Genomic DNA, 16,295 nt, shown 5'->3' on the forward strand with positions numbered 1-16,295 from the left:
TTTCGCGCAGCCGGCGGGCCAGCGCCAGGGCGGCGTCGCTATCGGGGGCGTTCAGGTAGGCGAGATAGGCGCTCGCCAGCGCGGCATCGTGTTGCACGTGCGGTCCGGTTGGTGGGGCGGCGTGCGCCGCCCGCGTCCGGCCGGGGCGGGAGCGTCAGGCGTGCAGCACGAGCGCCGGTTGCGATGCGCCGATCGGCAGCATCGGTTGCGCCAGCGGTGCGACCTGCTTGCGGCGTTCGCGGGTCGGCGCGGTGCCGAACGCATCGCGATAGCTCTTGCTGAAATGGCAGGCCGACTGGAAACCGCATGCCATTGTAATGTGCATGATCGACATGTCGGTCTGCAGCAGCAGCTCGCGTGCGCGGCGCAGGCGCAGCGTCAGGTAGTAATGGGTGGGCGTCATGCCGAGGTGTTCGCGGAACAGGCGCTGCAACTGGCGTTGCGACATGTTCGCGAGCCGCGCCAGCTCCTCGCGCGAGAGCGGCTCCTCGATGTTGTTCTCCATCAGCGCGATCACCTCGAACAGCGATTTGTTCGCGGAGCCGAGCCGCGCGACGAGCGGCATGCGTTGCTGCGCGCTGGTATCGCGCACGTGTTCGACGATGAACTGCTCGGCGATCTGCGTGACGCGCGCCGTGCCCACGCGCGGCGCGATCAGGTTCAGCATCATGTCGAGCGGCGCCACGCCGCCCGTGCAGGTGATGCGGTCGCGGTCGATCACGAACAGTTCCTTCAGGAAGCGCGTGTCGGGAAATTCTTCCTTGAGCGCCGACATGTTTTCCCAGTGGATCGCGCAGGCGTAGCCCGACAGCAGGCCGGCCTTGGCCAGCGCGTAGGTGCCGGTGCACAGGCTGCCGAGCGCCACGCCGGCGCGCGCGAAGCGGCGCATGGTGGCCAGATGCTCGGCCGTGGTGGCGCGTTGCACGTCCACCCCGCCGCACACGAACACCACGTCCGGAATGCCCAGGGTTTCGGCCGGCGCGGTATCCACGCTCAGGCCGTTGCTTGCCGTGACCGGGCCGCCTCCCGGCGACACGACGGACCAGCGGTACAGCGTCTGGCCGCTCAGGTAATTGGCCATCCTGAGCACTTCGATCGCATTGGTGAACGCGATCATCGTGAAGTTGGGCAGTGGAACGAACGCGAAGTGAGACAGACTCGCGGTGCGATCGGGGGACATGTGGCGTTCCTTGAATCGGGAATCGGCGCGCTGGGGAAACACGGCTCGGCTATTGTGGAATCCCGCGCAACAACCATGCCATACGGCTAAACCCTGATCGCAACGTGGGCGGGGCTTGACGGCGCATGGTGCGGCGCACCGCGGCGGGGAGGCGCTGCACCGCGCCGACTCGCGCCGGGCGCGGCCGGCACCGTCGCGGTGCCGGATCGCACCCGCCCGCGCCGATCGCCGCCTACGGGCTTACCCGGAGCCGCGCACCTGTCCGGAAACGACACGCCGCGAGCCTTGCGGCGACGCGCCTCGGCCGACTTGTACAAAACGGACGCGCATGTCGGAAAAGGCAAAGAAAGCGTCTGAATTCATCAATCGGCAAAAAATCCGAACGACAAGAATAGAGCCGTCGGCAGCCACTGCGAAAACCCGCCCCGAACCCTTACAGGACGGGCCTTTCCCGGAAGCGCCAGCCGCCGGGATAACCCGCACGATCGCCCACACATACGCGCCATTCTGGAGAATCACATGAGCACGCTGCATCAGGACAGCATCATCATCGACGGCCTGAACATCTCGAAGTTCGATCGTTCGGTATTCGAGGATATGCACAAGGGCGGCGTGACCGCGGCCAACTGCACCGTGTCGGTGTGGGACAGCTTCATCAAGACGGTCGACAACATCGGCACGATGAAGCAGGCGATCCGCGACAACAGCGAACTGCTGACGCTGGTGCGCACCACCGACGACATCGCCCGCGCCAAGCGCGAAGGCAAGACCGGCGTGATCCTCGGCTTCCAGAATGCGCATGCGTTCGAAGACAACCTTTCGTATATCGAAGCGTTCGCCGACATGGGCGTGCGCGTCGTGCAGCTCTGCTACAACACGCAGAACCTGGTCGGCACCGGCTGCTACGAGCGCGACGGCGGCCTGTCCGATTTCGGCCGCGAAGTGATCACCGAAATGAACCGCGTCGGCATCATGGTCGACCTCTCGCACGTGGGCGGCAATACGTCGTCCGAAGCGATCGCGTTCTCGAAGAAGCCGGTCACGTATTCGCACTGCCTGCCCTCGGGCCTGAAGGAACACCCGCGCAACAAGAGCGACGAGCAACTGCGCGAGATCGCCGACGCCGGCGGCTTCGTGGGCGTGACGATGTTCGCCCCGTTCCTGAAGCGCGGCATCGACGCCACGATCGACGACTACATCGAGGCGATCGACTACGTCGTGAACCTGATCGGCGAGGATACGGTGGGCATCGGCACCGATTTCACGCAGGGCTACAGCACCGAATTCTTCGACATGCTCACGCACGACAAGGGCCGCTACCGCCGCCTGACCAATTTCGGCAAGGTCGTGAACCCCGAAGGGATCCGAACCATCGGCGAATTCCCGAACCTGACCGCGGCGATGGAACGCGCCGGCTGGAAGGAGTCGCGCATCCGCAAGATCATGGGCGAGAACTGGGTTCGCGTGTTCAAGGACGTCTGGGGCGCCTGATTCCGCGCCGGCCCCGGGCCGGCCCACCGTCATTCAATCAATCGATCCGCACCACGCGCCCGCTCCACGAGCGACGGCGCGCGGGCGAAGTCGCGCCCGAACCCGGGCGCCATGCCTCACCACGGAGTCAACGATGCAACCGCAACTGCCCATCGACGTCGATCCCAACACCGGTGTCTGGACCACCGACGCGCTGCCGATGCTGTACGTGCCGCGCCACTTCTTCACGAACAACCACGTTGCCGTGGAAGAAGCGCTGGGCCAGGACGCCTATGCCGAGATCCTCTACAAGGCCGGCTACAAGTCCGCCTACTACTGGTGCGACAAGGAAGCGCCGGCGCACGGCATTCAGGGCATGGCGGTGTTCGAGCATTACCTGAACCGCCTGTCGCAACGCGGCTGGGGCCTGTTCAGCATCATCGAGGCCGACCCGGTGAACGCGCGCGCCCGCATCGAGCTGCGCCATTCGTCGTTCGTGCTCCAGCAGCCGGAGAAGATCGGCAAGCTCTGCTACATGTTCGCGGGCTGGTTCGCCGGCGCGATGGACTGGGTCAACGACACCACGCCGGAAGGCAAGGGCGCGCCGCGCGCGTTCTCGACCGAAGCGCATTGCGCCGGCGAACACCATGACCATCACGGCCATTGCGTGTTCGAAGTGTCGCCGATCGCTGCCTGATTCATAACCGATACCAATACGACTGAGCCCGCCAGAGGTCGCCCCCAATGCGTTACCCGAACCTTTTCAAGCCCATGACGCTCAACCAGCTGACCTTGCGCAACCGCATCGTCAGCACCGCGCACGCCGAGGTGTACGCGGAGCCGGGCGGCCTGCCGGGAGACCGGTATATCCGTTACTACGAGGAGAAGGCGAAAGGCGGGGTTGGCCTCGCGATCTGCGGCGGCTCCAGCCCGGTATCGGTCGACAGCCCGCAGGGCTGGTGGAAATCGGTCAACCTGTCGACCGACAAGATCATCGATCCGCTCACGCGCCTGGCCGACACGATGCACCAGCACGGCGCGAAGATCATGATCCAGGCCACGCACATGGGCCGCCGCTCGTCGTTCCACGGCGAGCACTGGCCGCACCTGATGTCGCCGTCGGGCGTGCGCGAGCCGGTGCACCGCGGCAACGCGAAGATCATCGAGATCGAGGAAATCCGCCGCATCATCGGCGATTTCGCGGCGGCCGCGAAGCGCGTGCAGGCCGCGGGCATGGACGGCATCGAAATCTCGGCCGCCCACCAGCACCTGATCGACCAGTTCTGGAGCAAGCGCTCCAACCACCGCACCGACGAATGGGGCGGCAGCCTCGAGAACCGCCTGCGCTTCGGCATCGAAGTGCTGACGGCGGTGCGCGAGGCGGTGGGCAAGGATTTCTGCGTCGGCCTGCGCATGTGCGGCGACGAATTCCACGAGGATGGCCTCGATCACGAAGCGCTCAAGGAAATCGCGCAGGCGATGTCCGAGACGGGCCTGATCGATTACCTGAGCGTGGTCGGCTCGGGCGGCGACACGCACAACACGATCGCCAACTGCATGCCGCCGATGGCGCTGCCGCCGGAACCGTTCGTTCACCTTGCGGCCGGCATCAAGTCGGTCGTGAAGATCCCGGTGATGCACGCGCAGAGCATTCGCGACGCGGGCCAGGCCGAGCGCCTGCTCGCCACCGGCATGATCGATCTGGTCGGCATGACGCGCGCGCAGATCGCCGATCCGCACATGGTCATCAAGATTCGCGACGGCCGCGAGGACGAAATCAAGCAGTGTGTGGGCGCGAACTACTGTATCGACCGTCAATACAACGGCCTCGACGTGCTGTGCATCCAGAACGCCGCCACCTCGCGCGAATCGACGATGCCGCACATCATCGAGAAATCGCGCGGCCCGAAGCGCAAGGTGGTGGTGGTGGGCGCCGGCCCCGCCGGCCTCGAAGCCGCGCGTGTCGCCAAGCTGCGCGGCCACGACGTGGTGCTGTTCGAGAAGAACGCCGAAGTGGGCGGGCAGGTGATGATCGCGGCCAAGGCGCCGCAGCGCGAACAGATGTCGGGGATCATCCGCTGGTTCGACATGGAAACCAAGCGCCTCGGCGTGGACCGCCGCCTCGGCGTGGCCGCCGACGAGAAGATGATCATGGCCGAGAAGCCGGACATCGTGGTGCTCGCCACGGGTGGCTCCAGCTTCACCTGGCAGGTGCCGGGCTGGGGCGTGGACGAAGGCCTGGCCGTGAGCTCGTGGGACATCCTGAACGGCAAGGTCGAGCCGAAGAAGAACGTGCTGCTGTTCGACGGCGTGAGCACGCATGCCGGCGCGGGCGTGGCCGACTTCATGGCGAGCCGCGGCTCGCAGGTCGAGATCGTCACGCCCGACGTGAAGGTGGCCGACGATTGCGGCGGCACGACGTTCCCGATCTTCTACCGCCGCCTGTATGCGTTCGGCGTGATCCATACGCCCAACTACATGCTCGATCGCGTGTACGTGGAAGACGGCAAGACCATCGCGGTGCTGCGCAACGAATACACCGAAGAGCAGGAAGAGCGCGTCGTCGACCAGGTGGTGGTCGAGAACGGTTCGTCGCCGAACGACGAGCTGTACTGGAAGCTCAAGCCGGAATCGCTGAACCGCGGCCAGATCGATCCGCATACGCTGTTCGCGGCCGAGCCGCAACCGTGCCTGTCGGAAGAACTGGGCAACGGCCGCTTCCTGCTGTTCCGCGTCGGCGACTGCATCTCGATGCACAACGTCCACGGCGCGATCTACGACTCGCTGCGTCTCGTGAAGGACTTCTGACGATGAATCCGGCTTTCATGATTACCGCCCTGCTGTGGCTGTCGGTGGCGGGGCTTGCGTTCGCGGTGGCGAAGCGCTCGGCGTTCTGGCGCGTGGGCCGCGCCACGGCACCCGGCGCGTTCGGCATCGGCAATTTATTTACCATCCCGAAGCGTTATTTCGTCGACCTGCACCACGTGGTGGCGCGCGACCCGTACATCGCCAAGACGCACGTGGCGACGGCGGGCGGCGCGATCGGCGCGATGGCGCTGGTGTTCGTCAACTACGGCCTGGCGATCTACTCGCCGTGGCTCGACAAGCTGATCCTGCTGGCCTCGCTCGCGATGCTGGTGGGCGCGGTGTTCGTCTGGCGCCGCCGCGCGGCGAAGGACGTGCCGGCGCGCCTGTCGCGCGGCCCGTGGAATACGCTGCCCTGGCTGCTCGGCTCGTTCGCGTTCGGCCTCGCGCTGTACGCCGTGGTGCCGGCCAGCGCGATGTCGGGCGCGGTGGCGGTGCTGTGCGCGGTGCTGATCGCGATCGGCGCGTTCGCGATGACGTTCGGCGCGGCGCGCGGCGGCCCGATGAAGCACGCCATCGCCGGCCTGCTGCACCTCGCGTTCCACCCGCGTCAGGAACGGTTCGCGGCAACCCGCGAGAGCTTCACCGGCAACGGCACGGCCGTGCCGCCCACGGCGCTCAAGCTGCCCGATATCGAGCAGCAGGAATACGGCGTCGGCAAGCCGGTGGAATTCCGCTGGAACCAGTTGCTGAGCTTCGACGCCTGCGTGCAGTGCGGCAAGTGCGAGGCCGCCTGCCCGGCGTTCGCCTCGGGCCAGCCGCTGAACCCGAAGAAGCTGATCCAGGATCTGGTGACCGGCATGGCCGGCGGCACGGATGCGGCCTACGCCGGCAGCCCGACGCCGGGCATCGCGGTGGGCCGCCACGGCGGCGAGCCGAACGGGCCGATCGTCTCGGGCCTGATCGAAGCCGACACGCTGTGGTCGTGCACCACCTGCCGCGCCTGCGTGCAGGAGTGCCCGATGCTGATCGAGCACGTGGACGCGATCGTCGACATGCGCCGCAACCAGACGCTGGTGCACGGCACGGTGCCGGGCAAGGGCGCGGAAACCATCGCGAACCTGCGCGAAACCGGCACGATGGGCGGTTTCGACACGGCCTCGCGCTACGACTGGTCGGTGGATCTGCAAGCGCCAGTGGCGCAGCCGGGCCGCCCGGTGGACGTGCTGATCGTGGCCGGCGAGGGTGCGTTCGACATGCGTTACCAGCGCACGCTGCGCGCGTTCATCAAGGTGCTGAACAAGGCCGGCGTGGATTACGCGGTGCTCGGCCGCGCCGAAACCGACACGGGCGACACGGCCCGCCGGCTCGGCGACGAGGCCACGTTCCAGCAGATGGCCAAGCGCCTGATCGCCACGCTCGACACGCTGTCGTTCAAGCAGATCGTGACGGCCGATCCGCACGTGATGCACAGCCTGCGCAACGAATACCGTGCGCTCGGCGCGCGCTACACGGTCAAGCATCACACGGCGTTCGTGGCCGAGCTGGCCGAGGCGGGCCGCATCTCGCCGAAAGCGAACGAAGCGCTGCGCGAAAAGAAGGTCACGTATCACGACCCGTGTTATCTCGGCCGCTACAACGGCGAGACCGAAGCGCCGCGCAAGCTGCTCAAGACGATCGGCATTCAGGTGGTGGAGATGGAACGCAACGGCATGCGCGGGCGCTGCTGCGGCGGTGGCGGCGGTGCGCCGCTGACCGACATCCCGGGCAAGCAGCGGATTCCCGACATCCGCATCGCGGACGCGCGCGCCATCGGCGCCGACGTGGTCGCGGTGGGTTGCCCGAACTGCACGGCGATGCTCGAAGGCGTGGTCGGCCCGCGCCCCGACGTGCTCGATGTCGCCGAACTCGTCGCCGCCTCGCTGGAGTGATTCGATGAACACCCTCAAACGTATCGATCCGCGCCGGCCCTTCGTGGTCACGCCGGCCGGACTCAAGCGCATCACGCTGGGCGAGGTGGGCACCGGCGGCAACGTCGCGCAATGGATCGGCCACGCCCATCACGATGCGCCGAAGCCGAAGCGCACCGTGGAAGCCGCCGAGCACGTGCTGCTGGTGGTGGCCCACCCGGAGCGCGGCTCGCTCGACGATCACACGCGCCAGGTGGCCGCCGCCGCCGCGCTGCTGGCCGACGCACGCAGCGAAGTGGTGCTGCTGTCGTTCGGTGAACTGAAGGACGAGATCGCCGAACTCGGCATCGACAAGCTGATCGAGCTGCCCGGTTTCGACCGCCGCGGCTTCGCGCCCGACGCCGAGCTGCATGCGCTGCTGGCCTGTGCCGCCGCACTCGCGCCGCGTCATGTGCTGGTGCCCGACAACGCCACCGGCGACGGCGACCTCGGCCGCCGCTACGCCGCGGCGCTCGGCGCGAGCGTGGCCGCCCAGGTGGTCGAGATCGACGCGAAGCATGTGGGCGCATACGCCGATGCGAAGCGCCAGTTCTGCACGCGGGCCTTGCCGGACGTGGTGCTGCTCGCGCCGAACGCGGTCGAACCGAAACTGCCGTTCGTCGGCGCGGGCGAAACGCTCGCCGCGCCGTTCGCGATCGGTTCGGGCGGCGCTGCCGCCGGCTATCGCGATCTCGGCATGGAAGAGCTCGACGCCGCGCAGGTGGCGCTCGAGGAGGCCGATTTCATCGTCTCGGCCGGCAACGGCGTGACCGACGTGGGCGCGTTCGAGCAACTGGCCGGCGTGTTCGGCGCGGCGATCGGCGCGAGCCGCGTGGCGGTGGACAACGGCCACTTCACGCGCGACAAGCAGGTGGGCGCGACCGGCAAGACGGTCGAGGCGAGCCTCTACATCGCGTTCGGCATTTCCGGGGCGGTCCAGCATTTGCAGGGCATCAAGGACTGCCGGCATGTGATCGCCGTGAACCTCGACGCCAGCGCGCCGATCGCCAAGCGCGCGAACCTCACGGTGGTGGGCGACGCGCAGGCGACCATCGCCGCGCTGATCGAACAAGTGAACGCCGCGCGCGCGGCACGCGGCCGTGCCAGCGAGCACGGTGCGCGGCATCTGGAAGGAGTGGCCGCATGAACGCCCCCCGCAAACTGTCGCGAATCGCGGTGCTGGTGTCGGTGGGCCGGCATCCGGTCAGCGGCGCGCCGCGCTACAGCCGCAACGACGCGGCCGCGCTCGAACTGGGCCGCACGCTGGCCGGCGAGCACGGCACGCAGCTCGAAGTGCTGCACGCCGGCGATCCGAACGATCCAGCGCTGGCCGACTATCTGGCGCTCGGCGCCCGCAAGATCGACGTGATCGAGTGCCGCCCCGGCGACGACGCGGTCGCGCCGCTGGCGGGCCGCCTCGCCGGCGTGGATCTGGTGCTGACCGGCACGCGCGCCGAGGGCGCGTTCGACACCGGCCTGCTGCCGTACCAGGTGGCCGCGAAGCTCGATTACCGGCTGGCCGGCACGGCCGTCGATATCGAGGTGCAGAACGGCGAAGCGGTGATCCGGCAATTCCTGCCGAAGGGCCTGCGCCGCCGGGTGGCCGTGACGCTGCCCGCCGTGGTGGCGGTGCATCCGCTCGCCAACGCGCAGCCACGCTATGCCTATGCGCGCCAGCGCGCCGGCAGCGTCGCGCCGGTGCCCGCCGCGGCCGTGGCGGCGCCCGCCGCATCGGCCGATTTCGCAGCCTGGAAAACCGCGCCGACCGAGCGCAAACCCGTCAAGCTGGTGGCGGCCGAGAAGCGCTCCGGGCATGCCCGGATGCTGTCCGCGACCACCACCGAAAGCCGCGGCGGCAACGTCGTAAATGAAGGGAGTTCGGTCGAAAAAGCACAAGTGATTCTGGCGTATTTGCGCGAGCATCAACTGATCGATTACTGAATCGCTGACCCGAATCCGTCGGCAGAACCAAGCATAGAGTCCGGAGCAAACCATGAGTCAAACGGTAGACATTCGCGCGCTGGTGGAGCGCCGCAAAGCGGGTTACAGCCTGGAGGCCCCGTTCTACCTGAGCGAGGAAATTTTCCAGCTCGATATGGACGCGATCTTCCGCAAGCACTGGATTCAGGTCGCGATCGAACCGGACGTGCCGGAACCGGGCGATTACGTGACGGTGGAAATCGGCAGCGATTCGATCCTGATCGTGCGCGACGACGACATGGAAATCCGTGCGTTCCATAACGTCTGCCGCCACCGCGGCGCGCGCCTCTGCAACGAAGACAAAGGCTCGGTGGGCAACATCGTCTGCCCGTACCACAGCTGGACCTACAACCTGACCGGCGCGCTGATGTTCGCCGAGCACATGGGCGAGAAGTTCGACCGCTGCAAGCACAGCCTGAAATCGGTGCATCTGCAGAACCTCGGCGGCCTGCTGTTCGTGTGCCTGGCCGACGAACCGCCGGCCGATTTCGAGAACCTGCGCGCCGCGATGGAGCCGTACCTGCTGCCGCACGATCTGGCGAGCACCAAGATCGCCGCGCAGATCGACATCATCGAGGAAGGCAACTGGAAGCTGACGATGGAGAACAATCGCGAGTGCTATCACTGCGTCGCGAACCATCCGGAGCTGACCATTTCGCTGTACGAATACGGCTTCGGCTATCAGCCGTCGCCGGCCACGGCCGAGGGCATGGCCGCGTTCGAGGCCACCTGCGCGGCGCGCGAGAAGCAGTGGGAAGAACAGGGCCTGCCGTCGGTCGAGGTGGAGCGCCTGCTCGACGTGACCGGCTTCCGCACCCAGCGCCTGCCGCTCGATCGCGCCGGCGAATCGCAGACGCTCGACGCGAAAGCCGCGTCGAAGAAGCTGCTCGGCGAATTCGAACGCGCCGACCTCGGCGGCCTGTCGTTCTGGACCCAGCCGAATTCGTGGCACCACTTCATGGCCGATCACATCGTCACGTTCTCGGTGATCCCGCTGTCGGCCGGCAAGACGCTGGTGCGCACCAAGTGGCTGGTTCACAAGGACGCGAAGGAAGGCATCGATTACGACGTGAAGAACCTCACGGCCGTGTGGAACGCCACCAACGATCAGGATCGCGCGCTCGTGGAGTTCTCGCAGCGCGGCGCCACCAGCAGCGCCTACGAGCCGGGCCCGTACTCGCCGTTCACGGAAGGCCTGGTCGAGAAGTTTTCGGCGTGGTACATCGGCCGCATGGCCGCGCACCTCGGCGCTTGACGACAGTTACAGACAGCACACCACCAGCACGGACAGGACAGGCGGAGCAAGAGATGATGCGAGATGCCGCGAATTTCGAACCGGTAGACAGCCGCGTGACGCAGCCCGATTTTTGGAAGGCGTTGCCCGAACTCTGGACGAGCGACGTCGAGGAAACACTGATCTGCTGCCATGTGCGGCAGGAAACGCACGATGTGCGGAGCTTCTTTTTCCGGTCGCCGTCGGGCCGCACGTTCGCGTTCGAGCCGGGCCAGTTCGTGACGCTCGAACTCGATATCGACGGCGAGACGATCAATCGCTGCTACACGATCTCGTCGTCACCGGCGCGGCCGCACACGCTGTCGATCACGGTCAAGCGCGTGCCGGGCGGCAAGGTGTCGAACTGGCTGCACGACAACCTCCAGGCCGGCGCGCAGGTGCGCGTGCTCGGCCCGGCCGGGGAATTCACCTGCGCCCGCCACCCCGCGCGCAAGTTCCTGTTCCTGTCGGCCGGCTCGGGCATCACGCCGCTGATGTCGATGAGCCGCGCGCACTACGATCTCGCCGAGGATCGCGACATCGTGTTCGTGCACAGCGCGCGCACGCCGGACGACATCATCTTCCCGCGCGAAATCGACATGATCGCGTCGAGCCAGAACAACTTCCGCACCGCGTTCGTTTGCGAACGGGTAGGAAGCCGAACCAACTGGCCGGGCATCACGGGCTACCTGTCGCTGCCGCTGCTCAAGCTGATCGCGCCGGATTTCATGGAGCGCGAGATCTTCACCTGCGGCCCCGCGCCGTACATGAAGGCGGTGCGCGACCTGCTCGACGAGGCCGGTTTCGATCGCAAGCAGTATCACGAGGAAAGCTTCTCGTTCGAGACGATGCTCGACGAGGCCGCGCCCGAGACGGTGGAAACGCTGGTCGAGGAAGGCGTGCCGGTGCCGGAAACCACGCACTTCTCGGTCACGTTCTCGAAGAGCAACCGCGAGATCAGTTGCGGCGCCGACCAGCACGTGCTCGATGCGGCGCGCCAGTCGGGCGTGCGGCTGCCGTCGTCGTGCTCGCAGGGCATGTGCGGCACCTGCAAGGTCAAGCTGGTGTCGGGGCAGGTGGACATGAAGCACAACGGCGGGATCCGCCAGCGTGAAATCGACAACGGCATGGTGCTGCTGTGCTGCAGCAAGCCGCTGTCCGATCTCGTGGTGGAAAAGTAAGCGAGGCGGGGCAAGGCAGCGGAAAAGGCGACACGTCGCTTATCGACAAGGACGTGTCGGAAAACGACGATACCGATGAATTGTGGTTGCGGAACCTAGAGAGACCCACAAGGCGTGCAACGTCGCGCCAATGACCACCCAAGGAGATCGACCATGAAATTCATCGCAAAACTGGCCTGGTGCGGGGCCTTCGCCGCGCTGATGACGGCGGCCGCGCCCGCCGCCTTCGCCGACACGAAGCCGACCATCAAGATCGGTTACGTGGAAGGCTGGGACGACAGCGTCGGCACGTCGAACGTGGCTGCGCAGATCATCGAGAAGAAGCTCGGCTATCCGGTGCAGCTCGTGCCGGTCGCCGCGGGCGTGATGTGGCAGGGCGTGGCGCGCGGCGACCTCGACGCGACGCTGTCGGCCTGGCTGCCGGTGACGCACGGCGCGTACTGGGATCAGTTCAAGACCAAGGTCGTCGACCTCGGCGTGAACTACCCGGGCGCGAAGATCGGCCTGATCGTGCCGACCTACGTGAAGGCGAAGAGCATCGCCGATCTCGAGGCCGAGAAGGCCGATTTCGGCGGCCGCATCGTCGGCATCGATGCCGGCGCCGGCGTGATGCGCAAGACGGACGACGCGATCAAGGCCTACGGCCTGTCGTACAACCTGATGGCCAGCTCGGGCAGCGCCATGACGGCCGAACTGGCGCGTGCCGAAAACGCCAAGAAGCCGATCATCGTGACGGGCTGGGTGCCGCACTGGATGTTCGCGAAGTGGGACCTGCGCTTCCTCGACGATCCGAAGAAGGTGTTCGGCGAAGCCGAGCACGTCGACAGCGTCGCGAACCCGGGCCTCGAAACCAAGGCCAAGCCGGTGGTGGCGTTCCTGAAGAAGTTCCAGTGGAAGGCCGGCGAGCTCGACTCGGTGATGCTGGCGATCCAGGGCGGCGCGAAGCCGGACGCAGCGGCCACGCAATGGATCTCGCAGCACGGCGATCGCGTCAAGAGCTGGACCGACGGCGCGCAGTAATCGCGCAAAAGCGGCAAGACTGCGCTGTTATTCAATAGTGCGAAGTAAAAAATGCCCGTCCGATTCGATGTCGGACGGGCATTGTTTTTTGCAGAAAACCGCGTATTTCAAGGGGTTTTGTGAAAGTGTTGTTACACTGTGCCACTTCCGAAGACTCTTGCTAGGAGGTTCTGGATGGGTCAGGCAGGACTGCGCGCGCGCAGCACCGGCGAGGTCGACAAGACCATCTCACATGTGGAAGAAGGCCGCTCGCTGCACCGCGGCCTCAGTTGGAAAGATGCTTTCTGGGTCACCAGCGGCGTGCCGGCCGGTGTCCTCTTCACGATCGGCGGCGTGTGCGCCACGATCGGTCAACCCGCGTGGGCCATCTGGATTGGCGCGATCACGATGGGGCTGATCCAGAGCGCGACTTATGCGGAAATATCGGGGCTATTTCCACATAAATCGGGCGGCGCGTCGGTGTATGGCGCGATCGGCTGGGTGCGGTACAGCAAGATGATTGCCCCGGTGTCGGTGTGGTGCAACTGGCTCGCCTGGTCGCCCATGCTCGCACTCGGTTGCGGGCTCGCCGCGAGCTACGCGCTCACCTCGCTGTTTCCGGCCGACGCCGCGATCCAGCACTGGCAGCTCACCGTCGCCAACCTCGGCTTCATCAAGCCGGGCCTCACGTTGCGCATCAACGCCACGTTCGTGATCGCCGCGATCCTGCTGCTGATCACGTTCCGCCTTCAACACAGCGGCGCGTCCGCCGCCGCCAAAACCCAGTGCATTCTCGGCATCGCATCGCTCACGCCGCTGCTGATCGTCGGCATCGTGCCGTTCGCGACGGGCGACGTGCCGATCTCGCATCTGCTGCCGCTGTTGCCGCTCGGTCACGACGCCAACGGCCAGCTCACCGCCTCCAGGTTCGGCAGTTGGAACGGGCAGGGCGTGACGATGGCGCTCGGCGCGATGTTCATGGCCGGTTGGGCCTCCTACGGATTCGAAACGGCGGTGTGCTATACGCGCGAATTCCGCGATCCGGCGCGCGACACGGCCAAGGCGATCTTCTGGTCCGGCGCGCTGTGCCTGATCGTCATGACGCTCGTGCCGCTCGCGTTCCAGGGGGCGCTCGGCACCGGCGCGATGCTCGACCCGAAGATCGGCGACGGCACCGGCGTGGCCGCCGCGATGGCGAAGATGGTGGGCGGCGGTGCGAGGGTGGCGAACGCGATCGTCGTGATGCTGATGCTGTCGATCCTGCTGATCGTGATGACTTCGATGATGGGCTCGTCGCGCACGCTCTATCAGGCGTCCGTCGACGGCTGGCTGCCGCGCTATCTGTCGCACGTCAACGAACACGGCGCGCCCACGCGCGCGATGTGGACCGATCTCGGGTTCAACCTCGTGTTGCTGATGATGTCCGATTACATGACCGTGCTGTCGATCTCGAACGTCTGCTACATGATCTTCGTGTTCCTGAATTTGCAGTCGGGCTGGATTCATCGCATGGATCGCGGCAACTGGAAACGTCCGTTCCGCTGCCCGACCTGGCTGCTGGTGGCGGGCGCGATCTGCGGGTATCTGAATCTCGTGTATGTGGGCGCCGGCGCGAACCTGCAGGGCGAGGGCACGCTGCGCAACGGCATCATCGCGATGCTGCTGATCGTGCCGGTGTTCGTCTACCGCCATTACTGGCAGGATCGCGGGCGCTTCCCGAAGCAGATGCAGCAGGACATGGAGCTGGCGGTGCCGAAGCGCCATGCCGTGTACGAACTGCTGCCGTTCGCGGCGTTGATCGCGGCGGCGCTGACGGTCGCGATTTCGTATCGCCTGGCCTGGCTGTGACGTAAGCCTCGAGCGAATCGACCATGAAGCCCGCAGGGCCGCGAATCAGCGGCCCTTTTTCATGGCGCGCCGGAAATCGGGTTGCAGCCGGATCGGTCGAACCCGCGCCGCTGCCCGGCGGCGCATTCTTTCAATCTTCAAGATTCCTTTCCAATTCGAAAGCATGCCGGCATGGCATGACGGGGGCCGGGCGGCCGATCCATCGGGCAAAAAAACAATTCGAAACCGATGGAATAAGCCGCTTCGCCCCGGCGTTATGTGGTCGACGAGAACGTGTTCACGACAACACAGGCGAACACCGCGACTTGGCCGAGCGCCGGGTCGCGCCGTCGGCATACCGGTTCGGCCGAGCCACGCCCGGCCGGATTTCATCCGTGTGATTCGATAAGGAATGGAAAATGACATTGACGCGCATTGCAGCCATGGCCTCGTTGGCCGCCGTCACGGCCTTCACGCTCGCCGCATGCGGTGGGGGAGACGACAACAGCACACCGCCAGCAGTCACCGCACCGCCGCCGCCGGCGCTGAAGACGCAATTCAAGGCCACCACGCTGGTGTCCGACGGCAGCGCGACGGCCGCGAACATCGATCCGAACCTGAAGAACGGCTGGGGCATCGCGTTCAACCCCACCGGCGTGATGTGGGTGTCGGACAACAACACGCATCTGTCGACGCTGTACGACGGCAACGGCGTGCCGCAATCGCTGGTGGTGTCGATCCCGGCCAACGCGGCCGGCACGGCCGCCGGCCCGACGGGCATCGTGTTCAACAAGACGGCCGCCGATTTCCAGATCAGCGCGAACGGCGGCGCGGCCGCCAACGCCGTGTTCATGTGGGCCACCGACGCGGGCACGATCGCCGCGTGGTCGCCGAAGGTGCTGCCGACGCAGGCCGTCAACGCCTACGACGACGGCGCGGGCGGGGCTGTTTACAAGGGCCTCGCGATCGGCGTGAACGCCGGGGCGAACGTGATCTACGCCACCGATTTCCACAACAAGAAGGTGGATACGTTCGACCGCGCGTTCAACAAGATCCTGGTCGGCAAGTTCGTCGATCCGAATCTGCCGGCGGGCTTCTCGCCGTTCGGCATCGCGGCGATCGGCAACAACGTTTACGTGTCGTATGCGGTGCTCGGCAGCAACGGCCGGACGCAGGTGAACGGCGCAGGCAACGGCGTGGTGGACGCGTTCGACACGGCCGGCAATTTCGTCAAGCGCGTTGCCACGGGCGGCACGCTGAATTCGCCGTGGGGCATGGTGGTCGCGCCGTCGAACTTCGGCTCGGCCAGCAACGATCTGCTGGTGGGCAACTTCGGCGACGGCACGATCGACGTGTTCGATCCCACCAGCAATGCGCTGATCGGCGCGCTGCCGAACCCGGACGGCTCGACGTTCAAGCAGGCCGGCATCTGGGGCATGTCGTTCGGCAACAATGCGGCGAACCAGCCGGCCAACACGCTGTTCTACGCGGCCGGCCCGACGCCGACCACGGGCGTGTACGGCCGTATCGACGTCACGCCCTGAGCTTGACGGCGAGCGGGCTTCGGCGCTGCCTCGGCTCATCGAGACAGTGCCGAACCCATGCGTCATCGGAGCCGGAGCCGGGGCGTC

General features: G+C 66.3%; 12 protein-coding genes. 11 read left to right on the plus strand and 1 reads right to left on the minus strand.

Annotated features, from left to right (window positions below):
* Window positions 1–154 precede the first annotated feature (154 nt).
* Entirely contained in the window at window positions 155–1,180 is a 1,026-nt protein-coding gene (locus G3N92_RS02110; RefSeq protein ID WP_206125781.1) for a GlxA family transcriptional regulator, read from the minus strand.
* Between the two features lie 519 nt (window positions 1,181–1,699).
* Here G3N92_RS02110 and G3N92_RS02115 point away from each other — a divergent pair.
* The 11 genes from G3N92_RS02115 to G3N92_RS02165 all read left to right on the plus strand — a co-directional run bounded on the left by G3N92_RS02115 (window position 1,700) and on the right by G3N92_RS02165 (window position 16,208).
* Complete coding sequence (locus G3N92_RS02115; protein WP_206125782.1) at window positions 1,700–2,671, plus strand: dipeptidase; 972 nt, start codon at window positions 1,700–1,702, stop codon at window positions 2,669–2,671.
* Window positions 2,672–2,804: 133 nt separating this feature from the next.
* Window positions 2,805–3,347 (plus strand): DUF5943 domain-containing protein, encoded by a 543-nt coding sequence (locus tag G3N92_RS02120; protein ID WP_206125783.1) that lies wholly within the window; start codon window positions 2,805–2,807, stop codon window positions 3,345–3,347.
* Window positions 3,348–3,394: 47 nt separating this feature from the next.
* Window positions 3,395–5,458 carry an NADH:flavin oxidoreductase gene (locus G3N92_RS02125; RefSeq protein WP_206125784.1) on the plus strand — a complete coding sequence of 688 codons (2,064 nt, stop codon included), beginning with the start codon at window positions 3,395–3,397 and terminating at the stop codon, window positions 5,456–5,458.
* Window positions 5,459–5,460: 2 nt separating this feature from the next.
* A complete protein-coding gene (locus G3N92_RS02130; protein WP_206125785.1) occupies window positions 5,461–7,386 on the plus strand; it encodes a (Fe-S)-binding protein in 1,926 nt (641 codons plus the stop codon).
* Between the two features lie 4 nt (window positions 7,387–7,390).
* Entirely contained in the window at window positions 7,391–8,551 is a 1,161-nt protein-coding gene (locus G3N92_RS02135; protein ID WP_206125786.1) for an electron transfer flavoprotein subunit alpha/FixB family protein, read from the plus strand.
* Window positions 8,548–9,345: an electron transfer flavoprotein subunit beta/FixA family protein gene (locus G3N92_RS02140; protein ID WP_206125787.1), complete on the plus strand. Its 798-nt coding sequence runs from the start codon at window positions 8,548–8,550 to the stop codon at window positions 9,343–9,345. Before G3N92_RS02135 ends, G3N92_RS02140 begins: the two co-directional genes overlap by 4 nt.
* 52 nt (window positions 9,346–9,397) lie before the next feature.
* The gene (locus G3N92_RS02145; protein ID WP_206125788.1) at window positions 9,398–10,639 is read left to right on the plus strand and encodes an aromatic ring-hydroxylating dioxygenase subunit alpha; all 1,242 of its coding nucleotides are present in this window, start codon (window positions 9,398–9,400) and stop codon (window positions 10,637–10,639) included.
* Window positions 10,640–10,692: 53 nt separating this feature from the next.
* Window positions 10,693–11,838 (plus strand): hybrid-cluster NAD(P)-dependent oxidoreductase, encoded by a 1,146-nt coding sequence (locus G3N92_RS02150; protein ID WP_206125789.1) that lies wholly within the window; start codon window positions 10,693–10,695, stop codon window positions 11,836–11,838.
* A 153-nt stretch (window positions 11,839–11,991) separates the two neighbouring features.
* Window positions 11,992–12,858, plus strand: a complete 867-nt coding sequence (locus tag G3N92_RS02155) for a glycine betaine ABC transporter substrate-binding protein (RefSeq protein ID WP_206125790.1) — start codon at window positions 11,992–11,994, stop codon at window positions 12,856–12,858.
* Window positions 12,859–13,032: 174 nt separating this feature from the next.
* Window positions 13,033–14,685: an APC family permease gene (locus G3N92_RS02160; protein ID WP_206125791.1), complete on the plus strand. Its 1,653-nt coding sequence runs from the start codon at window positions 13,033–13,035 to the stop codon at window positions 14,683–14,685.
* Between the two features lie 398 nt (window positions 14,686–15,083).
* Window positions 15,084–16,208, plus strand: coding sequence for a TIGR03118 family protein (locus G3N92_RS02165; protein WP_206125792.1), 1,125 nt, complete (start codon window positions 15,084–15,086; stop codon window positions 16,206–16,208).
* The last annotated feature ends 87 nt before the right edge of the window (window positions 16,209–16,295 follow it).

This window comes from Burkholderia sp. Ac-20379 (assembly GCF_017104645.1).
In the GTDB taxonomy this organism is placed as follows: Bacteria; Pseudomonadota; Gammaproteobacteria; order Burkholderiales; family Burkholderiaceae; genus Burkholderia.